Source organism: Cytobacillus oceanisediminis 2691, from assembly GCF_000294775.2.
GTDB lineage: Bacteria > Bacillota > Bacilli > Bacillales > Cytobacillaceae > Cytobacillus > Cytobacillus pseudoceanisediminis.
In genome coordinates this window covers 1,044,715-1,066,212 of record NZ_CP015506.1, presented here as the reverse complement: position 1 = coordinate 1,066,212, position 21,498 = coordinate 1,044,715, and the positions used below count along the sequence as shown (strand labels likewise).

Annotated in this window: 24 protein-coding genes; 10 read left to right on the top strand and 14 right to left on the bottom strand. The window is 42.4% G+C overall.

The genetic code is table 11. The features are described 5' to 3' along the window. The first annotated feature begins 47 nt into the window (after window positions 1-47). The gene (locus A361_RS05485) at window positions 48-1,280 is read left to right on the top strand and encodes an aminopeptidase (protein WP_019380276.1); all 1,233 of its coding nucleotides are present in this window, start codon (window positions 48-50) and stop codon (window positions 1,278-1,280) included. A gap of 350 nt (window positions 1,281-1,630) precedes the next feature. Here the strand turns inward: A361_RS05485 and A361_RS05480 are convergent, their stop codons facing one another. From A361_RS05480 to queF, 4 genes are all read right to left on the bottom strand, one after another. Continuing rightward, on the bottom strand, window positions 1,631-2,827 hold the full coding sequence (locus tag A361_RS05480; protein ID WP_019380278.1) for a hypothetical protein: 1,197 nt from the start codon (window positions 2,825-2,827) through the stop codon (window positions 1,631-1,633). 272 nt (window positions 2,828-3,099) lie between these two features. After that, complete coding sequence (gene panF, locus A361_RS05475) at window positions 3,100-4,542, bottom strand: sodium/pantothenate symporter (RefSeq protein ID WP_019380279.1); 1,443 nt, start codon at window positions 4,540-4,542, stop codon at window positions 3,100-3,102. Continuing rightward, window positions 4,539-4,829, bottom strand: a complete 291-nt coding sequence (locus A361_RS05470) for a YhdT family protein (protein WP_009334931.1) — start codon at window positions 4,827-4,829, stop codon at window positions 4,539-4,541. The genes panF and A361_RS05470 overlap by 4 nt, the downstream gene beginning before the upstream one ends. Before the next feature lie 158 nt (window positions 4,830-4,987). Beyond that, window positions 4,988-5,485, bottom strand: coding sequence for a preQ(1) synthase (gene queF, locus A361_RS05465; RefSeq protein ID WP_009334932.1), 498 nt, complete (start codon window positions 5,483-5,485; stop codon window positions 4,988-4,990). Window positions 5,486-5,782: 297 nt separating this feature from the next. On the opposite strand from queF, the gene mscL reads away from it, so the two are divergent. The 3 genes from mscL (at window position 5,783) to A361_RS05450 (ending at window position 7,523) form a co-directional block, all read left to right on the top strand. Next, window positions 5,783-6,154, top strand: coding sequence for a large conductance mechanosensitive channel protein MscL (mscL, locus tag A361_RS05460; RefSeq protein ID WP_019380280.1), 372 nt, complete (start codon window positions 5,783-5,785; stop codon window positions 6,152-6,154). Window positions 6,155-6,224: 70 nt separating this feature from the next. Beyond that, complete coding sequence (locus A361_RS05455; protein ID WP_009334934.1) at window positions 6,225-6,866, top strand: Bax inhibitor-1 family protein; 642 nt, start codon at window positions 6,225-6,227, stop codon at window positions 6,864-6,866. 210 nt (window positions 6,867-7,076) lie between these two features. After that, window positions 7,077-7,523, top strand: a complete 447-nt coding sequence (locus A361_RS05450) for a peroxiredoxin-like family protein (protein WP_082919365.1) — start codon at window positions 7,077-7,079, stop codon at window positions 7,521-7,523. Window positions 7,524-7,534: 11 nt separating this feature from the next. Here A361_RS05450 and A361_RS05445 read toward each other — a convergent pair whose 3' ends face one another. After that, window positions 7,535-8,260, bottom strand: coding sequence for a 5-formyltetrahydrofolate cyclo-ligase (locus tag A361_RS05445; protein WP_019380283.1), 726 nt, complete (start codon window positions 8,258-8,260; stop codon window positions 7,535-7,537). A gap of 473 nt (window positions 8,261-8,733) precedes the next feature. On the opposite strand from A361_RS05445, the gene A361_RS05440 reads away from it, so the two are divergent. The 5 genes from A361_RS05440 to A361_RS05420 all read left to right on the top strand — a co-directional run bounded on the left by A361_RS05440 (window position 8,734) and on the right by A361_RS05420 (window position 12,696). Then, window positions 8,734-9,498 carry a gluconate 2-dehydrogenase subunit 3 family protein gene (locus A361_RS05440; RefSeq protein WP_009334937.1) on the top strand — a complete coding sequence of 255 codons (765 nt, stop codon included), beginning with the start codon at window positions 8,734-8,736 and terminating at the stop codon, window positions 9,496-9,498. Window positions 9,499-9,525: 27 nt separating this feature from the next. After that, the gene (locus tag A361_RS05435) at window positions 9,526-11,235 is read left to right on the top strand and encodes a GMC family oxidoreductase (protein WP_009334938.1); all 1,710 of its coding nucleotides are present in this window, start codon (window positions 9,526-9,528) and stop codon (window positions 11,233-11,235) included. Window positions 11,236-11,327: 92 nt separating this feature from the next. Next, entirely contained in the window at window positions 11,328-11,546 is a 219-nt protein-coding gene (gene tatA / locus A361_RS05430; protein ID WP_009334939.1) for a twin-arginine translocase TatA/TatE family subunit, read from the top strand. A gap of 14 nt (window positions 11,547-11,560) precedes the next feature. Next, a complete protein-coding gene (gene tatC / locus A361_RS05425; RefSeq protein WP_009334940.1) occupies window positions 11,561-12,289 on the top strand; it encodes a twin-arginine translocase subunit TatC in 729 nt (242 codons plus the stop codon). Between the two features lie 65 nt (window positions 12,290-12,354). Beyond that, window positions 12,355-12,696, top strand: coding sequence for a DUF3243 domain-containing protein (locus tag A361_RS05420; protein ID WP_019380284.1), 342 nt, complete (start codon window positions 12,355-12,357; stop codon window positions 12,694-12,696). Between the two features lie 41 nt (window positions 12,697-12,737). Here the strand turns inward: A361_RS05420 and A361_RS05415 are convergent, their stop codons facing one another. The 8 genes from A361_RS05415 to A361_RS29840 form a co-directional block, all read right to left on the bottom strand. Continuing rightward, a complete protein-coding gene (locus tag A361_RS05415; protein ID WP_019380285.1) occupies window positions 12,738-13,061 on the bottom strand; it encodes a hypothetical protein in 324 nt (107 codons plus the stop codon). A 15-nt stretch (window positions 13,062-13,076) separates the two neighbouring features. Next, window positions 13,077-13,628: a GNAT family N-acetyltransferase gene (locus A361_RS05410; protein WP_019380286.1), complete on the bottom strand. Its 552-nt coding sequence runs from the start codon at window positions 13,626-13,628 to the stop codon at window positions 13,077-13,079. Between the two features lie 178 nt (window positions 13,629-13,806). Further along, on the bottom strand, window positions 13,807-15,165 hold the full coding sequence (locus tag A361_RS05405) for a TldD/PmbA family protein (protein ID WP_019380287.1): 1,359 nt from the start codon (window positions 15,163-15,165) through the stop codon (window positions 13,807-13,809). A 1-nt stretch (window position 15,166) separates the two neighbouring features. Then, entirely contained in the window at window positions 15,167-16,558 is a 1,392-nt protein-coding gene (locus tag A361_RS05400; RefSeq protein ID WP_019380288.1) for a TldD/PmbA family protein, read from the bottom strand. A 511-nt stretch (window positions 16,559-17,069) separates the two neighbouring features. Further along, window positions 17,070-18,581 (bottom strand): cardiolipin synthase, encoded by a 1,512-nt coding sequence (gene cls, locus A361_RS05395; protein ID WP_009334946.1) that lies wholly within the window; start codon window positions 18,579-18,581, stop codon window positions 17,070-17,072. Between the two features lie 163 nt (window positions 18,582-18,744). Beyond that, window positions 18,745-18,918 (bottom strand): hypothetical protein, encoded by a 174-nt coding sequence (locus A361_RS30410; RefSeq protein ID WP_009334947.1) that lies wholly within the window; start codon window positions 18,916-18,918, stop codon window positions 18,745-18,747. 139 nt (window positions 18,919-19,057) lie between these two features. Further along, a protein-coding gene (locus A361_RS05390) for an IS3 family transposase (RefSeq protein WP_099049166.1) occupies window positions 19,058-20,220 on the bottom strand; the annotation gives its coding sequence in 2 pieces (ribosomal slippage) (window positions 19,058-19,962 and window positions 19,962-20,220; 1,164 coding nt in all). Window positions 20,221-20,324: 104 nt separating this feature from the next. After that, entirely contained in the window at window positions 20,325-20,468 is a 144-nt protein-coding gene (locus tag A361_RS29840) for a hypothetical protein (RefSeq protein ID WP_019382565.1), read from the bottom strand. Window positions 20,469-20,601: 133 nt separating this feature from the next. On the opposite strand from A361_RS29840, the gene A361_RS05380 reads away from it, so the two are divergent. Continuing rightward, entirely contained in the window at window positions 20,602-21,102 is a 501-nt protein-coding gene (locus A361_RS05380) for a GNAT family N-acetyltransferase (protein WP_009334948.1), read from the top strand. A gap of 38 nt (window positions 21,103-21,140) precedes the next feature. Here A361_RS05380 and A361_RS05375 read toward each other — a convergent pair whose 3' ends face one another. Continuing rightward, complete coding sequence (locus tag A361_RS05375; RefSeq protein ID WP_019382566.1) at window positions 21,141-21,467, bottom strand: SCP2 sterol-binding domain-containing protein; 327 nt, start codon at window positions 21,465-21,467, stop codon at window positions 21,141-21,143. Between the last annotated feature and the right edge of the window lie 31 nt (window positions 21,468-21,498).

The following is a 21,498-nucleotide window of genomic DNA, read 5'->3' as shown; positions in this document are numbered from 1 at the left end:
AGAACAGCTACAATGAAAATGAAGATTCTGACAAAGGAGAATACATAATGAGTCATTTTCAAACGAATTTAGAGAAATACGCAGAGCTTGCCGTAAAAGTTGGTGTAAACGTACAAAAGGGACAGACGCTTGTAATTAACACAACGCTTGATGCAGCTGAACTGGTTCGTACAATTGTTAAAAAGGCCTATGAAGCAGGAGCTCATAACGTAGTTGTGAACTGGAGCGATGATGCGGTCACTCGCACAAAGTACGACTTGGCACCGGATGAGTCTTTCTCCGAATACCCTGAATGGCGTGCGAAGGAAGTCGAAGATTTAGCTGAAAAGGGTGCGGCATTCATGTCAATCGTTTCGGCAAGCCCTGATTTGCTGAAAGGCGTGAAATCAGAACGAATCTCAAGCTTCCAGAAAGCTGCAGGACAGGCGCTGGCAAAATACCGCAAATTCATCCAGTCCGATAAAGTAAGCTGGACAGTCATTGCAGCTCCATCTAAAGCCTGGGCAAACATGGTATTCCCTGACGCACCGGAAGAATCACGTGTGGATATGCTTTGGGAAGCTATATTCAAAGCAACTCGCGCTGATTTGGATAACCCGGTTGAAGCCTGGAAAAAGCATGATGAAACACTTCATGAAAAAGTGGATTATTTGAACAGCAAGCGATATCAGAAGCTTCATTATAAAGCTCCAGGTACAGACCTGACAATCGAGCTTCCAAAAGGCCACTTATGGGTGGGGGCAGGCAGCATAAATGAACAGGGACACGAATTCATGGCTAACATGCCAACTGAAGAAGTATTTACGGTACCTTACAAGACAGGTGTTAACGGCACGGTTTCCAGCACAAAACCTTTAAGCTATGGCGGAAATATCATCGACAAATTCAGCCTGACATTTGAAAACGGCCGTATTATCGATGTGAAGGCCGAAGAAGGCGAAGAGATTCTTAAGCAGCTTGTTGAGACAGATGAAGGCTCCCACTATCTTGGTGAAGTGGCTCTGGTTCCTTTCAACTCGCCAATTTCACAGTCCAACCTGCTTTTCTATAATACTTTATTTGATGAAAATGCTTCAAACCACCTTGCGATCGGCAGTGCGTATGCATTCTGCATTGAAGGCGGCAAGAAAATGTCTAGTGAAGAACTGGCTGAAAACGGCTTGAACGAAAGCTTAACACATGTTGACTTCATGATCGGCTCCGCTGAAATGGATATCGATGGAATTACTGAAGACGGCAACGCTGAACCCGTGTTCAGGAAAGGTGATTGGGCATTTTAAAGCTGAACCGCATTGCCCGGAACGCAGACTAAGTACGCCACGTCCTGTGGCAACGTCTGCATGACCCACATCCTGTGGGCCTCAAGCACAAGACGAGCCTCCCGGAAAGGCGTCCTTTGCCTTTTGGGTGGCTTGCCCGAAATGTGGAGGCGACTGCCCAGGGACGACAGGCATAAGACGGTTCCTGTAAGAAGGCATTATTCCTTCTGAAAGGAAATGGCTTATGACCCCGAGTCCCTAGGAGCCGGAGCTAGACAAGCTTGTGACCCTGAGGGGGTAGGCTGCTTGCGCTAGACGGTTCTTGAAGTTCAAAGTATAATACTTTCTTATTTTACAAAAAAATCATGCGGTCATTGTGCCGCATGGTTTTTTGTTTTCATCAATACTATTTCACTAACATTTCCTTCAAAATCGGAAATGAATTCGATGGAATATTTATCTGCCAGGTAGGTGGAAATGGTTTTACCTGACAGCACCTCTTCCCTTACTTCAAGAGGAGTGCCAAACATAGCAGTAATCTCGTCAATGAAAGTTCTCACCCGCTGTCCAGGAATAGAAATTGCGGTTACATTTCCGGTTTCCCGTTCAAAATAATAGCTGATTTCAGGGTACATGACAAAAGGGCTTCCATTTTCAAACCCTTCCTTAATATAATTTGGATCTGACTTCTTAATTTCAGATATGTTTGTGCCAATTGGATAAGGGCTTCCGAGCGGAATTCCCTGTTTGGCTTTTTCAATGGCATCCACGCTGAGTGCCAGGTTTTTAAAAGGATAGTATAGGGCTTCCTCTTTTAACCACAGATTCATCCAGTCGATATCAGAATGATCTTCTTTGTTCAGCTCTATTCGGTCATGCAGGCTCATCGAAAGGGTTTCTTCATTAAATAGCCATGTTGAAATAACCCATCTATCATTCTTATTTTGGGCAGTTTGAAGATACTTCTGATTAATATTTTTTATTTTCGCTTTGGAGGAAGTGACCACTTCTTTTTCTGTATTGATTTTAAGCACTTCTCCATCTTTAATCGCCAGCAGCTGGCCCTTAACCGCATTTTCCCCCTTGGACTGAAAAATCGAAATGATGGTTTTATTCCTCATTTTCTGAGTGTAAACCTGCTCCTTCGAAGGGTTAAATGACAATTCAGCACTGTTATTCAAAGCTTCCTGTCTATAAGCCTCTTTCGACCCTTTCTCAGCCAGGTAAACTGAGTAATGTCCTGTAAAATAAGAATCGCCTTTCTTCCCTTTCGCACTGTCCTCTTCCAGAATGGTTCTTCTTTCATCTTCAGCATATAGATAAACTGTATATTTCATTTTTCCATCTGTTGCGTCCACCTGGAATAGTGACTTGCCTTCAAGCCAAACAGTATCTTTTTTCTCTTTCCCGACCTCTTGTACAGCTGATGTATTCTGTTCAGCTTCCACTTTATCTTCTTTTTCAAATTTTATTTCTTCTGTATTTAAAGATGCATTTATTTCATTTGAACATCCTGCTATAACGGATGACAGCATGGCAATCATGATCATATTTATTAAATTTTTCATTATATTCTCCCTAATGTTATAAAAACATTTCCATTTAAAGTCAAATGTTACAATTACGTTTCAACTAATTAAGTGTAACAAATAGGGATCGTTTCTACAAACCTATCAATATGCTCATTTTTTTACAAAAACAAGGGTTTCCTCCCGTTTCCTTTATATATGACTCTTCTCCTGCTTTACTTACACGGTTGAATAAAACGCCATATGCCCTATTTATCAGCGTTTTACAGTAAGAGACAAGAGGCCCCGGAATAGTTTCCGGAGCCTAATGCTTATATTTCTGCTGGTGCCGATGCATGTTTTTCGGTCAATAGACTTACAGATACGTATGCAGCAAGTGACAAAGCAATAGGCAATACGACTGTATTCATGCCTAATGCATTTGGATAAAAAGTATGGAATAAAATATACGAAGCAGTTCCGGTTATCATCGAGGCCACAGCCCCATATCTATTTCCCTTAGCCCAATATAGGCCCAGCACAACTGGCCATATGAATGCTGCTTCCAGTCCCCCAAAAGAAAAGAGATTCAGCCAGATCAGCAAATCGGGCGGACTGAGAGCCATGATGCAAACCAGAATTCCAAGCAGGGCTGTAACCGCAAAACTCAGTTTCTTTATGGCAGCTTCTTTGGCATCAGGCTTAATGTAATTAATATAGACATCTTTCACAATCGCCGAGCTGACCAGGAGGAGCAGGGAATCCACTGTTGACATGATGGCAGCCATCGGTGCAGCCAGTACAATTCCCGCAAGCCATGGAGGAAGAACTTCCATGGCAATCAACGGCATAACTTTATCTCCCACTTCAATCCCCGGAAGAATAGGACGGGCAAATACGCCAATTAAATGCATGCCAAGCATGATAAAGCCGACTACTATTGTTCCGATTATAATGGCCCTGTGCATGGCTCTGGCATTTTTATATGACATGGCCCTCACTGCGACCTGAGGAAGGCCTACAACTCCAACTCCCACAAGAATCCAGAATGAGGATACATATAAAGGAGTCAATCCGCCATCAAAGCCAAACGGTGTAATCAGATTCGGATTTTCTGAAGACAGGTCGCTGATAATATTCGGTATTCCTCCACCTGCCATAATAACAGCAACCAGAAGGATCATGGTGCCGATGAACATGATTCCGCCTTGGACAGCATCCGTTACGGCAACAGCACGGAAGCCGCCGATAACCACGTAGACCATAACAGAAGCCGCAAAAATGAATAAAGCAGACAAATAGCTTAATCCTGTCAGTGACTCAATTAATCTTGCTCCGCCAACCCATTGGGCAGCCATGGCAGAAAAAAGGAAAATAATGATGCTGAGAGAGGATAGCCAGACAACCCATCTGCTGTTATATCGTTCTTTTAGAAAATCGATGAGCGTCACAGCATTATACTTTCTTGCTGTGATGGCAAACTTTTTCCCCAGTACCATGAGAACGAAATAACCTGTGACAACCTGTGACATCGCAAGCAGCACCCAGCCAAGCCCCTGTGTGTAAGCAACGCCGGGACCTCCAATGAAACTGCTGGCACTTCCGTAGGTTGCAATCATCGTCATAGCCAGAATAAAACCGCCAAGCTGCCTTCCCCCAAGAAAATAATCCTGCAGGAACGAACTCCCGGTATCAATCTTTCTGCTGGACCATAAGCCTACGAGAAAAATAATAATTAAAAAGATGAGAAGAGGAAAAATTACCTGCCAATTCATTCAGATTCTCCCCCTTCCCCGTTTTCTTCAAACGGCACTTCTTTAAACAGGAACTTAACAGCTGCTGTTACCAGAATCACCATTACGGCAAATCCTGCTGCGCAGCTCCAGAAAAACCAGGCAGGCAACCCCCAAATATATGTATACTCACCAGCAGGCCCAGACCCCATCCCATAGGCAAACCCATACCACCATACAAAATTGAAGAGCACCAGACCAATGCCAATCCACGCCTCTCTCTCTGCGATTTTAAAGCGCGGATCTTTTTTATGTACGCCTTTCTTCATTTTGTCCCCCTTCAGAGCTTTATTATAGTAACGTACCATAAAATACAGAATATTCCCTGAATATAATCCCACTTATGTATATTTTCTGCAACAAAAAAAGCAGATTGCTCTGCCTTTTTGATATTATTTTAAAATTTCACTTTAAGCAAGCTAGGATCTTAACGATTGTCAATTGTCTCCGGGTAAAGGTCATGGTTCATTAAACGGTATTCTGCCATTTTTTCATATTTCGTCCCCGGCTTGCCGTAGTTGCAATACGGATCAATGGAGATTCCGCCACGTGGCGTAAATTTGCCCCAAACCTCAATATAGCGCGGGTCCATTAATTCAATAAGGTCGTTCATAATGATGTTCATGCAGTCTTCATGGAAATCGCCATGATTTCTAAAGCTGAAAAGATATAGCTTTAATGACTTGCTCTCTACCATTTTCTGATCCGGAATATAGCTGATATAGATGGTCGCAAAATCCGGCTGTCCTGTTTTCGGGCAAAGACTCGTAAACTCAGGGCAATTAAACTTTACAAAATAATCGCGGTTTGGATGCTTATTGTCAAAAGCCTCCAGAATATCAGGCGAGTATTCAAAAAGATATTTTGTACCCTGATTTCCCAATAGCGTAATATCCGTTAATTCCTCATCTTTTCTTCCTGACATAAAAAAGCCTCCCTTTATACGATCCCGCTGATCTTAAGAAGAGGTCCAAAAGTACAGCTTAAAAAATAAAAACCATATCCTCTTATGGATATGGTTGATTATTATAATCAAAGCCATAGTTTTTTATAGAGGGTGAAGCTATGAACCTCTCCCGCTCACACGGGAATATTCGAAATATAATTGTCATTGTTACTATAGAGAAAAAGCCTGTTTCTGTCAATAGGGGCTTCTTTATCTGGTTTTCATTTATTCTTCTATAGTATAATTACGTTAATTTTATTAGAAAGGTGACATGTTATGTGGAATGAGTTTAAAAAATTTGCCCTGAAGGGAAATGTGCTTGATTTGGCTGTCGGGGTTGTTATCGGAGCTGCCTTCGGAAAGATTGTATCTTCTCTTGTAGATGATATCATCATGCCGCTTGTTGGATTGCTGATGGGCGGAGTTGACTTTACGGATCTGATGGTAAAAGTTGGAGGAGCTGAGGTCAAATACGGTTTATTCATACAGAATGTGGTTGATTTCTTCATCGTGGCATTCTCTATTTTCATCTTTATCAGGATTATCAACAATCGTTTTAAAAAGAAAGAAGAAGCAACACCTGCACCAGCTGTGGATAAAAACGTTGAGCTATTAACGGAAATAAGAGACCTTTTAAAAAACCAATAAATGATGAAACTTATATAATAGTTTTGACGTATATACATATACAAATGATTTTAGGGGAGAAATGAAACAAATGTATGTACAGCAAACCGCAAATAATAGTTATTTGCCTTCTGTTTTACGGGCATTCGCCTTATCATTGGGTATTGCTTTTATCGGAACGATGGCGGGTGTTTTCGTCCCTCCAGCCCTGTTTTTACCGCTCATGATTCTTGAACTCGGAATGCTGCTTTTCGCTTTCCTGCTTCGCCGCAAAAAGGCCATCGGGTATCCATTCCTGTATGTATTTACATTTATTTCAGGGATGACGACCTATCCGATTGTTGCCCATTACCTGGCTGCCATTGGCCCGAACCCCGTACTGGTCGCACTTGCAGCGACAACGGTTGTGTTTACAGGCCTGGCTGTATACGCTACGACAACCAAGCGGGATTTATCTTTTCTTGGCGGCATGCTGATGGCAGCATTGCTTGCCCTTATTGCAATCTCTATTTTCAGCATCTTCTGGCCGTTAAGCTCTAACGCGATGCTGGCATTCTCCTTCATCGGAGTGCTTGTATTCAGCGGATATGTGCTATTCGATTTCAACCGCATGAAGCATTATGGAGTTTCACCGGAAGAAGTGCCTTTAATGGCTCTTAACCTATACCTTGATTTTATTAACCTGTTCATTAATATTCTTCGTATTTTTGGAATTTTGGGGAGCAGGGACTAAACAGGAGTGCGAACTCCTGTTTTTTTATGTGCAAGCATCATTTCTTTATTCCTTCAAAAAGATTAGGTATGATCAGAAGTAAATCCGAAAGGCGGGATAATAATGAATTATATTTTGGAAACCCAAAATCCTGATAAAAATATTACGCTTGAACAGGCCATTAATGGCCAATATACAATGGCTGTTTTCGTCCGCCATCTTGGCTGACCGGTGTGCAGAGAATATCTTGCGCAGTTGCGCGAGCGCATAAGTGAATTGGAAGCCAGAGGTTTTCAAGTCATTGTCATTGCTCCTTCTAAAGGAACATTCATCAATCAATTCCTTGAGCAATTCGGCCCGTTCCCTTTTCCAATCCTTAGCGATCCATCCCGGGAAGCTTATAGAGGAATGGGACATAAAACAATGCCAAAGTGGAAGCTCCTTTCAAAAGCAGCATTTGGATTTATAACAGGAAAAGTGAAGGGCTTTGTCCCTGATAATGAAAAACAGAAGGAATTTGTCATGAAATCCATGAAGACCCAGGATGTCTACATTCAAGGCGGGACATGGCTTTTCTCGCCACAGGGAAAGATTTTATGGAAGCATATTGATGAATCCCCTGAAAATCACGCAAAGATTGATGATGTTTTAAAGAAAATGGATGAAGTGAAAGCTTGAAAGGCAGTCAATTACTTGGCTGCCTTTCCTTTTGTTAACTCCCATATTTCACGCAAAACCGGCATCTCTTCCATTTCCTTCTCCGTTACAAGATCCCATTGAATCCCGTTTGGTTTTGGATATGGCGTGTTGGTTTTGATCAGTTCCTTTTCAGTGGCAATCCAGTCGATAGTCAAATCATATGGGTCCCTCGGGATATCTGCCTCTGTAACCTGGGCGCTATTCACTGTTCCAATTACAGGGATTTCGGGATTTCCCAATTCTCTGATTATCGCATATTCACGGTCGGCATAGCCCTCCCCTTTTCCGACACGCCGGCCATCCCGGTGAAGACCCACTGATCCGGCAAAAAACAAATCAATTTTCGGCAATTCGGTGAGAGGAACTTCTTTACCATATGAGTGGATATGCTTAAGGCTCGCTGCTTTTCTCTCCTCCCCGGCTGGGACCCATTCCGGCTTTACCATAATAAATCCTGCTTTCAGCCTTGGAGTTGGAACCAGCAATGTCTTTCCATCTTTCAAAATTTGTGCACGGACCGGCAGCTGCGGAGAATCAGGATTAACTTTAATTACCTTAGCCTCTTTATACTCAGGCATAGTAAAAACAAATGCAGCCGCTTTTTCAGCTCCTTTGAAATTGGGGATTCTATTTTTTAAAGGAAACGGAAAGCGGCCAAGCTTGTTTTCCTCGAGAAAATTCCATATGTACTCACGGATTTCTTTCTTCGTATTCATTGCGTTTCACTTCCTTTCTTTTATTTTATCCATAAGGGATAAAACTGAATAGAAAAAGAACTTCATTTTTTTAAAGAAATAGGTTTTAAGTCAAGATCTCGTGGTAAACAAATAATGCAAGGCCAATAACAAAACAGAAGGGACTGGTTGACGATGAAAAGCGTAACAGCGACTTCAAGGTTCGTCATTGGCATTGCAAGAAACCAGGGAGGGTTTGCAGAGCGTTCGAAAGGCACTCTCGTCTATAACCGATATATTTAAAATCGGTTCGGCCCTATGCAAATCATAATCCTCAGGTTGTCCGTCATCGGACTTAAAAAAGGTGCAGACCAATCGGTTTGCATCTTTTTTAATGCCTTAAATCCCCTAAAACCCCTCTTCTTTTCTCCCTATCTGCTAAAAAAATTCCTGATCATTGTTTAGACATGTATTTTTTTCACCATAATGGCAAATAAAAGGAGGTTTCTAGATAAATGTCTGAACATGAACAAAAACAAGAATCAACCATGTCCCGGAGGAGATTCATCCGTAATTCCGGGTTAGTTGCCGGCGGTTTGGTAGGAGGCGGCATTCTTGGCGGCTTAATTGGCGCAAACATGAATAAAGACGGTACAGCAACGGAAGAGAATGCCCATACAAACGGGCATGATCAGGTTGCCTATCAGCAGTCACCTTTATATTTCACAAACCCCGAGATATTCGGAATCCTTCAGGCGGCCGTTGAGAGAATTTATCCAAAGGATGAAAATGGCCCTGGCGCTAATGATTTGGATGTTCCATTTTTTATTGACCACCAGCTTGCGGGCTCATGGGGAAACAATACAAGGGAATATATGCAGGGCCCTTTCTTCCCAGGCTCAAACTTTCAGGGTTACCAGTCCCCTTTAAAACGGCATGAAGTCTTTGATGTCGGCCTTGTTGCCCTGCAGACCTACAGCAATGATAAGTTCAATAAGCCTTTCGCTGAACTGGAGGGTGAACAGCAGGATGAAATCCTTACCGCTTTTGAGGAGGATAAAGTAGAGCTCCGGGGTGTCACTTCCAGGACATTTTTTAATATTCTCCGGGCAGCAACTATTGAAGGCGTTTACGCAGATCCTGCCTATGCCGGAAACAAGAATATGGAAGGCTGGAAAATGAAAGACTTTCCTGGCCATCAGATGAGCTATATCAATCAAATTGAGTCTGAAAAATTTGTGGAAATTGAACCAAATAGCCTCCATTCATATACGAAATAGAACTATCTCTTAAGGAAGTGATAAAAAATGGCTAAAACATTGCCTAAAACCGATGCCGTCATTGTAGGAGTTGGATGGGCCGGCGGAATCATTGCGGCTGAACTAGGGAAACAGGGATTAAAAGTGGTCGGCCTGGAGCGGGGAAAAGAGCGCGGTGTCAAGGACTACTATGTTGTCCATGATGAACTTCGCTATGGAATCCGCTATGAATTAATGCAGGACCTTTCAAAAGAAACGATTACCTTCCGTAACCAGGGGAAAGAAAGAGCTCTTCCGATGCGTCAGCTTGGTTCCTTTTTGCTTGGTGAAGGCTTAGGAGGATCCGGTGTCCACTGGAATGGCCATACTTTCCGCTTTTTGCCTTATGACTTCGAAATTAAATCACAGACGGTTAAAAAATATGGAGAAGCAAAGATTAAGGGGCTTCAAGTTCAGGATTGGGGCATTACATACGATGAATTGGAGCCTTATTTCTATGAATTTGAGAAAGCAGCAGGAATTGGCGGTGAGGAAGGTGAGCTAGGGCCAAAGAGAGCGAATCCGTTCCCAAATCCTCCAATGAAGGAAACACCCATTACAGCAAGATTTAAAGAGGCAGCGAAATCATTGGGAATGAAACCTTACCATATGCCATCCGGCAATATGAGCCAGGCATATGAAAACCAATATGGCGCCAAGCTGGCTCCATGTCAGTATTGTGCGTTTTGTGAACGCTTCGGCTGTGAATATGGTGCCAAGGCAGATCCGACCGTTGCCGTCATTCCGTTTGCCAAAGAAACTGGCAATGTGGATATCCGCAACTTTTCGAATGTAACAGAAATTATTCACGACGGCAAAAAAGCAACTGGAGTACGCTATGTGGATGTGCAAACGAAGGAAGAATTCATCCAGCCGGCAGAAATGGTTATTCTGACAAGCTATGTCATGAACAACACCCGCCTGCTGCTGACATCCAAACTGGGGCGTCCATACAATCCTGACACAGGGTCAGGGGTTATTGGAAAGAATTATTGCTACCAGATCCTTCCCGGATCAGCTGGATTTTTTGATGAAGAACAATTTAATACATTCATGGGTGCCGGTGCTCTTGGTGCTACTGTGGATGATTACAATGGAGACAATTTTGACCACTCGGATCTGGGCTTTATCCATGGGGGCTCCATTTCCCTCAACCAATCAGGATACCGTCCGATTCAATATAATATGGTTCCGACTGATACACCGAAATGGGGCAGCAAGTTCAAGGAGAATTCCATTAAGTATTTCACAAGGGCTTTAAGCATTGGGACACAGGGAGCTTCCATGCCTGTGCAGCACAATTATATGGACTTAGACCCTTCTTATAAAGATGCCTACGGGCTTCCTCTGCTTCGTCTGACATATGATTTTACCGAGCAGGATAAGAACCTTTATAACTATATTGGAAAAATCACAGACAACATCATGAAGGAGATGGGACCATCAAAAATTAACGACCGACAGCAGCTGGAGCACTATGACATCGTCCCTTATCAGACAACACACAATACCGGCGGCGTGATCATGGGGGCTGAGCCCGAAACATCAGCTGTAAACAACTATCTGCAGATGTGGGATGCAGAAAATGTATTTGTCATTGGCGCATCCGCTTTCCCTCACAACGGAGGGTATAACCCGACAGGAACAGTTGGTGCACTCGCCTACCGTGCTGCTGAAGGAATCATCAAGTACAGCAAAGAAGGCGGCCTGCTTGCATAAGAAAGGCGGAAGCGCCTTGCCCACCCCCGAAACCAAAGGGGGCAGGCGCACTTACTCACCTTTTTAAAAATCCACAAAAAGGAGTGAACATCATGGGGCTTTCAAATATCGGAATTCCCGGATTAATTATCATCCTTGTTATTACCTTAATTATCTTTGGTCCTAAAAAGCTTCCGGAAATCGGGTCTGCCTTTGGAAGGACCTTATCAGAATTCAAGAAATCAGCCAGAGAAATTATGAGTGATGATGAGGAACCCGATTCAAAAAAACGTCCAATCGAAACGGCTGACCGGAAGGATAAACCGCTTTAATAGGAGGGTTTAGATTGAAAACGGATGAACAAACCCTTGTAGAGCATTTAACAGATCTAAGAAAAGTGCTGATTCGATCACTGATTTTCTTTATAGCCAGCTTTGCCCTTTGTCTGTTTTTCATCAACAGACTGATCCCTATGCTCGCGAATGATCATGAGCTTGTCATGCTTGGACCGCTGGATGTGATTAAGATGTACACGGGAATTGCAGGAAGCATCAGCCTTGGGCTTTCGCTTCCTTTTATCTCATATCAGGTCTGGCTATTTGTGAGGCCCGCATTAACGGAAAAAGAAAGCAAAGTATCATTGATATTTTTTCCGGCTATTCTCTTCAGCTTTATCGGCGGTCTTTGCTTCGGCTTTTTTATTATATTCCCTGCTATTTATCAGTTTTTAATGCTATTGGGTGAATCTCATTTTGCGATGATGATCACTGCCAGGGAATATTTTTCTTTTCTGCTGATGTCGACCATTCCTTTTGGTTTTCTGTTTGAAGTGCCTTTGCTGTTATTGTTTCTGACAACTATCGGCATTGTTACCCCAGTCATGCTCAGCTCGATGCGAAAATACGCTTACTTGATCATGGCTGTTGTATCAGCTCTAATTACACCGCCTGATTTATTTTCACAGATTCTTGTCCTTGTGCCCCTTATCGGGCTATATGAAATTGGCGTTATTATGTCAAAATTAAAATTCAAGAAATTGAAAGCTGTTCAGGAATCTCCATCCAGCGAGATATAAACAAGTTTAGGTTGGCCCCCAAAAGGATATTTAATAAGAAAACGTTCTTTTGGGAGGTCTGTTAAATGAATGAACAGGATCATGTAATCAAACAAGATGGTGAATTTGATACAAAAAATATCAAGAATGTAATGGACAAAATGTCAAATGAAAGGGCCGAAGATATTTTAAGCAATTTCGACGAGTTTAAAAGCTATCTGGCTGAAAGAATCGAGCTTGGCAAAAAGCTGGGATTAAATGAGGAACAGCTTGCGGTAACAGCGGAAAAGGTGGCTGGCTACCTGGCTGAAAATGTGGAGCCAAAAAACCGCGAGGAACAGCTTCTGAAAGAATTATGGAAAGCTGGCAATGATAAAGAGAAGCATAAGCTGGCCCATATGCTTGTACGACTGGCCGAACAGGCTTAATAACAAAGCCGGAATTGTTGTGCATGACAATTCCGGCTTTATTACTTTTTCAGATTTCTATAAAGATTTATAAACTGGTTTGGCTCAGACTTTACTTGAAAAGAGAATAGCCCCCGATTGGTATGAAGATAGAGAAAACCAATTTCGCAATTGGAAGATCTGTATGACATATCCCAAACTTCATCAAGGAGAAATTTATCCGTTGGCGAAAGGATGTGATCCTCAAATAAATGAAGATAAAGTTCCTTTTCAATGTATTGCTGCTGATTCCAATCGATCTTCCGGCTGACTGTTATAAAAGGATGGGAAGCAATGATCCGCACATGAACCTCCATATAAAAAATGATTTGCTTCCATTGAAACATAATGCGGACAGCGATTCAAATGGCTGAACCTTCCCCTATATATTCCTCCAGCAATATCGCATAATAAGTCAGGTCTACCGGCCTGCCGTCTTTTATTACATGCTGGCGCAAAATTCCTTCATGCTTCATTCCTGACTTCTCCATAATCCTCCATGACCCAGGATTGTCTGTAAAAGCAAGGGCATAAATGCGGTTATGGTTCAGCTCTTCGAATCCATATTTAATAACTGCCCTGGCTGCCTCTGTACCATAACCTTTCCCCCAGAACGGCTTGCCGATCCAATAGCCGATTTCTGCTCTTCTGTTTGCATTAGTGCCTGTAATATTGATGAGTCCTATTAAGCTATTATCCTCTTTTTTCGTTATGGCGAAAATCGCGATTTTACCTTTTCTCTCTGCTTCCAGGATGCTTGTAATAAACTCCCTTGCTCCCCCTTCCGGATAGGGATGGGGAATATTTAGTGTTGTTTTGGCCACATCATAATCACTGGCATATTCTTCTACCTTGAGTGCATCGTCAAGGGTAAGACTGCGAAGAATTAGGCGGCTGGTTTCAATTAGGTCCATCTCATTGCCTCCTTTTTTGTTTAACAGCAATATTTCTATTCTTTGAAAGAATATCCTTTATTTTTCCAGAAGACTTTTCAGCTTATACAGCAGCTTATTATTTATATCTAGATACTTTTAATTCTCACACAATTAAAAAAGCACACCACGATTACAGTAGTGTGCCATTATCTTTTAATTATTCAACCGTCACAGCCAGTTCCCTGATTAATAGAGATGGCGAACCAATGTAGCCTGTGGCCATGAATCCCATCGAAAATTCCAGGTCTGAGCCGATGGCTTCAATATTATTCAATAGCTCATAGAAGTTTCCGGCAATCGTCATTTGGTTTACTGCATTTTGCACTTTACCGTCTTTGACATAATAGCCATTAGCCGCAATGGAGAAGTCCCCTGATACGGTGTTGGCACCGGAATGGAGGCCGGATAATTCGGTTATGATTATGCCCTCTGACAGCGATGATAACAGCTCGTCATAGCCTTGATCAGATGGAATGACATGAAGGTTCGTTGGAGCTACCGTTAAAGCGCCCTTATAAGAAGCTTTGTAAGCATTGCCCGTCGATTCCACACCATCTTTTTGAGCCGTTTTGCGGTTATGCATCAAGGTAACAAGTCTGCCGTCTTTCACAATATCTTTCCTGGCAGTGGCGACCCCTTCGCTGTCGAAATTTGAGCTTAGCAGACCTTCCTCTAAAAATGGATCATCCACTATATTCAATGACGCTGCCGCAATGATCTCCCCTGTTTTGCCCTTTAAAGCCGATTGCCCTTTTTGAGTATTTTCCGCTGAGAAGATAGGGATGTATGTCTGAAGGAGGGCGCTGGCAGCATCATTTCTCAATAATACGGGATATTTCTTGCTTTCAGCACTTCTGGCATTAAGCTGAGATAATGCTTCTTCTACTGCATGCTTGGCAATTTCCTCAGGATTCAAGATGGAAAAGTCTCTCGTAAACTTGGAGTATTCTCCGTTTTTCACTAGATCTCCCTGCTTAACGATAACTGATACATAAATGCCGGCATGATTGTTCTTTTCGCTGAGTTTCAGGCCTTTGCTGTTGAGAAGAACCCTTTCCGTTTCACCGCTTTTCAGCATGAAATAATCAGTCCCGGTTACCCGCTCATCATATGCATAGATGTGCTTTTCTATTTCCTTAAGCAAATTTATTTTTTCAGCGATCGTAACTTCAGCAAGACTGCTTGAATAGTAGCTTCCTGCCTCATACTTTTCGCTGCCGGCAAAGATTTCTTCCTGTACTTCATCTTCAATAAACTGAGAGTTTTCCTTTGCATTCTCGACTAGAAAAGACAGGGATTCCTCATCCAGTTTCTCCGTAAAAGCATAGCCCATCCTGCCTTCGTAAAGGCCTCGGAAGGAGGTTCCGAATACTTCGGAAGTGTCGTAGGAGTCAATTTCTCCTTTGTAAAGCTCGCAGGCGAACTTTTCCTCCCTCTCATAATAAAGCTCCATATCTGTAAAACCATGCTGCTCGCCAAGCTGAAATAGTTTTTCCTTAAATTCCTGCACGTTCATATTATTCGCCCCCCTTTGTTCCGCCAACAGTCATTTCGCTTACGCGGATCATCGGCTGGCCAACATTGACAGGGATGCTTCCGCTTTGTGAACCGCACATGCCTGCACCATGGTCCAAATTATTCCCCACCATATCAACCAGCTGAAGCGTTTTCGGGCCATTCCCTATTAAAGTAGCACCTTTTAACGGTTTGCCGATTTTTCCATCTTTCACAAGGTACGCTTCCATAACGGCAAAATTATAATCACCAGTTGTTGTATTGACCTGGCCGCCACCCATGTATTTTGTATAAATTCCGTACTCTGTATTTGATACGATTTCTTTCGGAGTGGATTTGCCGTTCGCAATATACGTATTGGTCATCCTCGAAGTCGGTGCATAGCGGTAGGACTGCCGTCTTCCCGATCCTGTCGACTCCATGCCCATTCTGCGTCCGCCGAATTTATCAATCAAGTAACCTTTTAAAATCCCATTTTCAATCAGCACATTTTTACGGGCCTTTTCGCCTTCATCATCTATCGTAATTGATCCCCACTCATTGGCAAGCGTGCCGTCATCTACGTATGTAACGACATCTGAGGCAACTTTTTCGCCGATCCGGTTTGCAAAAACGGAGTTATCCTTCGCCACAGATGTAGCTTCAAGGCCATGTCCGCATGCTTCATGGAAAATAACGCCGCCGAATTCATTATCGATGATGACAGGAAATTTCCCACTCGGGCATGGGTCCGCTCCAAGCATCGTAACCGCGATGCGGGAAGCTTCATTGGCATAATGTTCAAGGTTAAGGTTTTCCATGAATTCAAAGCCTTTATGGGCTCCAGGTCCATAGAATCCAGGCTGCATTTGATTTCCTTCTGCAGCAATCGACTGAATGGCAAGGCGGCTTCGCACCCGGCGATCTTCAACAAACTTACCTTCCGAGTTGGCAATCAGCACATTCTGTTCTTCATCCAAATACCTGACCGTAACCTGCTGGATGCTGCTGTGATAGTTTTTGGCAATTTCGGATGCCTTTTTCATCACATCTACTTTGCGGATCTTCTCCACTTCGCGCGGATTCAGAGATATAGGATGTACTGCCGGAATAATTTCCTTTTGCAGCCGTGCAGGCTGTATGATTTTCTCACCTCTGATCGCCTGGGCAGCATTGCCCGCAGCTTTCAGCAAACCTTCCTTTGATCCATCCGTTGTGTAAGCATAAACACTCTGCAGTCCCTTAAACACGCGAATGCCTATCCCATAATCCCTGCCTGATAAGCTGCTCTCAATTTTCCCGCCCTGAAGTGCAAGGTTATTGGTGAAACGATCCTCAACAAACACTTCCGCAAAATCCCCGCCAGTGGTCAAGGCTGCTGTAATTACATCATGAATGACTGATTGTGAAAGCATAAAAACCCTCCCTCTTTCTAACTTTTCAAACTATTCTAATCATATCGTACTGATCTTTATTTTAGTATGATTTTTTCCTTTTTTGACCAATAAGGAGGATGATTACGCCTCGGTCTGGAGACTTAAATGGGTTATTGGCAAGTTCGGATTTCTATTTGTACGGGGCTTGGTCTATTTGCAGGTTTACTTATTTATTTGCTAGGTTTGGTACTCTATTTGCAATTTCGTTATTTATTTGCAAGTTGAGCTGCTTTGTTTGCAATTTCACTTATTTATTTGCAAGTTCAGCTGCTTTATTTGCAATTTCGTTTATTTATTTGCAAGTTCAACTGCTTTATTTGCAGCTTCACCATTATTTGTTAGTTATGTCGCTCTATTTGCCGCCTCACTAATTTATTTGCCAAATCAACTGCTTTATTTGCAATTTCACTAATTTATTTGCAAATTGAGCTGCTTTATTTGCAAAGCTGTTTTCCACACAAAAAAAAGCGCCACATCCATGGCACTTTCTTTATAAGACCCCGGAAAACAGCCGGGCGAAGGATTCCTTCGATCTTTCCGCCAATCCGCGTTTATAATACTGGACGGGGCTTATTTTTTCGCTTTCTTCCAGATCCTCCTCATAATGGGCGACAAGATCACGGATGGAGCTTGTACCGTATAGGAAGACGTTGACTTCAAAGTTCAAGTGGAAGCTGCGCATATCCATGTTCGCAGTTCCTATTGAAGCGAGGATTCCGTCAACGATAATGATCTTCTGATGCAAAAAGCCTTTTTTATAGGAATAAATTTCAACGCCATATCGAAGCAGTTCCGCAAAATAGGACCGGCTTGCGTATTGTGTCAGGAAGCTGTCATTGATCTCAGGGACCAGGATGCGCACTTCCACTCCTTTAGCCGCAGCCACCCTTAATGCAGTGCGAATGGATTCATCAGGGACAAAATAAGGTGTGGCAATCCAAATGGATCTGGTCGCGCAGGATATCATTGAATAATATAAATCGCTCATAATTCCCTGCTGTGTGTCGGGTCCGCTGGCCACCACCTGCACGGCACCATCGAGCACATCATCATCTATCGGATATTTTACATTTCTGTATTCCTCCAGCACATCTTCCTTGCTTACATATTCCCAGTCCAAGAGAAAGACCGTATGCAGTGTGTACACAGCCTCCCCCTTCAGAAGCATGTGAGTATCCCGCCAGAAACCGATTTTTTCATTTTCGCCCAGGTATTCAACGCCCACATTCAGTCCGCCCACAAAGCCGACTTTCCCGTCTATAACAACTATCTTGCGATGGTTTCTAAAGTTGAATTTCTGATTGAAAAAACCGTACTTCAACGGAGAAAATGGACGTATCTTAATGCCTGCATCCTCCATGGACTGCAAATCCTCCAGTGTAATCCCCATGCTGCCTGCCGCATCAAAAATAAACAGCACCTCCACACCCTGCCTAGCTTTATCCATCAAAATATTGATGATTTCCTTGCCAAGTCTGTCAGAGCGGAAAATATAGTACTCCATATGAATAAACTCTTCTGCTTCATGCAGCTTTTTCTTGATTTCATTAAAAGTCTCTTCGCCATTTTTGAGGATTTTTGCCCTTGAATTAGTGCTTAGCGGAGTCAGTGCTACATTATTGGCGAATTTTGCAAAGCAGTGCTGGCTGTCCTGCAGGAATGATATATCAGGCGTGTCTTCTCTTTTCATCAGCTTCTTCCATTCATCCCTGTCTCTGCTTCTTTTGCTTTTAAACAGGTGGCCCTTCAAATAAAGCTGTCCGGAAAACAAATAAAACAGATAGCCGGCAACCGGAAAAAATACAAGCACATACATCCACAGCAAGGTCTGGTTAGGGCTGCGATTCTCAAGCATCAAGGAATAGGCGCTGATAAAAATAACAGCTGCATACAGCATGACAGCACCGATTTTTATTGGCGAACCGGCATCCGTGAAAAATATCGTATACACAGATGCAATCAGAATAAAAACAAATAGGGATTCTACTCTTCTTTTTTTCATAGCCCACTTCTCCAAATCTAAAAAGGTTACAATATGTATGTTTCCTTATACCCTTTTTGATGCCCTGTAGAAACCAGGCAACCTTAGCTTTTCCCATTTTCAGGAGAAGAAAGCATGATCCGGAAAAAAAGAAGAGCCTTGCTGATAACGCAAAACTCCATGGCTATTGTCCGCCTCCGGTATAATGATTATCACCCATCGTATAATTCGTGCTTTCCCCCGGTTTATCACTTGGGCTGATTCCTTTTTGGATAGTATTATTTATCTTTTTCCTTCTTCGGTCGATCCCATAAGCGAAGGCCAGAGTCGCGATAATTAAACCAAACAGCACTCCCATTCTGCATCCCCCTTTTTATATGTATATTCAATAGGAGTAACCCATTGCTTACTATTCGGGGCGGGAGTCATTTTTCCTTTTTAAAAAGAGAGCTATTCTGCACATAACCCTGTCAAGTAGACATTGAAAAAAGAGTATACTAAGCTGCGGCCTTTTCTCGATATTCTATCGGGGAAAGGTCGTTTAATTTACTTTGAAAACGGTCTTGATTGTAAAAATGTATATAATCCTGAATTGCTACGTAAGCTTCTTCCATTGTTTTGGGACGTACTAAATAAACTTTCTCCGTCTTTAAATGAGAAAAGAAACACTCTATACAAGCATTATCATGACAGTTTCCTCTTCTTGAATGGCTGCCTATAACTTGGAGGTCCTCCTTCACTTGTTTTTCGTATGCTTTGGTTGTATATTGAAACCCCTGATCTGAGTGGATTAAAGCATTTTTTGCGAACTGCTTGCCTTCTAGCTGTTTTATAGTATCTATGACTAACTTAAGATCGTTCCTTTCAGATAACTGCCATGAAACAATTTCATTGTTATATAAGTCTAAAACAGCTGACAGATAGACAAACTCATCCCCAACTCGGATGTAAGTAATATCTGTGACGAGTTTTTCATACGGTTTTTCAGCAAAGAACTCCCGATTTAAGACATTGGGAAATAAAACGGATCCTTTTCGTCCATAGAATGGACGTTTCTTGCGAATGACAGAACGAATACCTAATTCCCTCATTAATCTTCTGACCCGTTTATGATTAGCTACAATTCCCTCCCGGGAAAGAGCCCTTGTCATTCGTTTATATCCGTAGTAAGGATGCATTTTGTGGATGGCTAAGATATGCTCTTTTACTAAAATATTCTCCTCAAGACGGATTCTTCGTATAGGATTTGTATTGCGCCACTTGTAATATCCTGCTTTTGAAACTTCCCCAATTTTCAGTAGCCACGCAAGGGGATACTTTTCCCTTAAATTATCAATAATTTGAAATCGATCTGCTTTTAGGACCATTCCTTCCCATGTAGATTTGGATTGCGCTTTTTTAAGTATTCCACCTGCGCTTTCAGATAGGCATTCTCTTCTTCCAAATTATTAAAGTTTTTCTTATTCCAATGCCCACGCTGGTCATCAAATGATTCTCCGTTTCGTACTTTTTTAACCCAATTTGCAATTTGGGCATCACTTTTAATACCAAAATGTTCTCGAAGCTGTTTATAAGACCATTTCTCCTCCAACTTCAAACGAACAACTTCTCGCTTAAACCCCTCTGTATAGGTTTTAAAGGTTTGTCCTTTTTTGGCCATAGAAAAAACCCCTCCAAGTAGACTAGTAAGAACATCATATCATGTTCTCTTTTTTTACTGTCTACCTGAAGGGGATAATAACATTCTTCATAGCTCTCTTAAAACTACTTCCTCATATTCTCCTGGTCCTTCAAACGGTTTTGCTGATCCGGCTTACGCTCCTGATCTTTCAATGACTGTTCTTGTTTCTGCGCGGAATTCTGCCCTTTTACAATATCCTTTAAGTCCTTGCTGTTTTCCTGAGACATTCCAATCCCTCCTGTACTTTTTTTATCCTGTTCCCTTATACAAGCAGAAAAAAACTTTTCTTAGAAAAATGTTAAAGGAGTTTGTCCTGTTAACTAGAATCTAAGGGTTAGGAAAAATAAAGGAGTGTCCAGGATGGAAATTAGGCTTCTGCGTCCAGATGATGCTGAAATCTACAAAGAGATTAGATTGGAAGGGTTAAAAAAGAATCCGGAAGCATTTGGTTCAAGCTATGAGGAGGAAGCCGGGAGGCCTCCTGAAGTGTATGGTGAAAGATTTAAGGGGGATAACTCCTTTCACTTCGGCGCATTTGAAAATGGAAAACTTATAGGTGTAGTCAGTTTAGTACGAGAAACCGGATTGAAAGTAAATCATCGGTCCAATATTTATGCGATGTACGTTACAGAGTCATGGCGTCAGAATGGCGTTGGCAAGTGCCTGGTGGGCAAAGCTGTGGAAAAGGCACGCTCCTGGGATGGGGTTGAACAAATCCACCTGGCTGTAATGTCTGAAAATATTCCTGCTAAAAAGCTATATGCTTCTTTTGGCTTCGAGGTTTACGGAAAGGAGAGGCACGCTCTTAAGATTGACGGAAAGTACTATGATGAAGACCTGATGGCACTGTTTTTATCATAAAATAAGGCAGCTTCCTGTTTGAGGGGGCTGCCTTATTATCATTGATATTTCTTTACAATTTCCTGCAGCTTCAGGGCCAGCCCCATTTTACCGTCAACTTTCAGACTGCCTGTCATAAATGCCATCGTCGTGTTAAGATCATCTTTTAATAACTTAGAAAAGTTTTTATCTGACAGTTTCAGTGTCACTTCAGGCTCATGGGAAGCCCCTTCTTCCACTATGACTTTCCCCTCCTTTAATAAAATCTGGATTGGGCCGCTTTCCTCAAGGTCCACCTGAAATACCCGATTTTTCTCATCCTTGATATGAACGGGATCAGCGTTCATTTTATCTGCCAGCTGGTATAATTCATCTTTGACTGCCATGGCATGTTCCTCCTTCTTTTATGAATGCCTG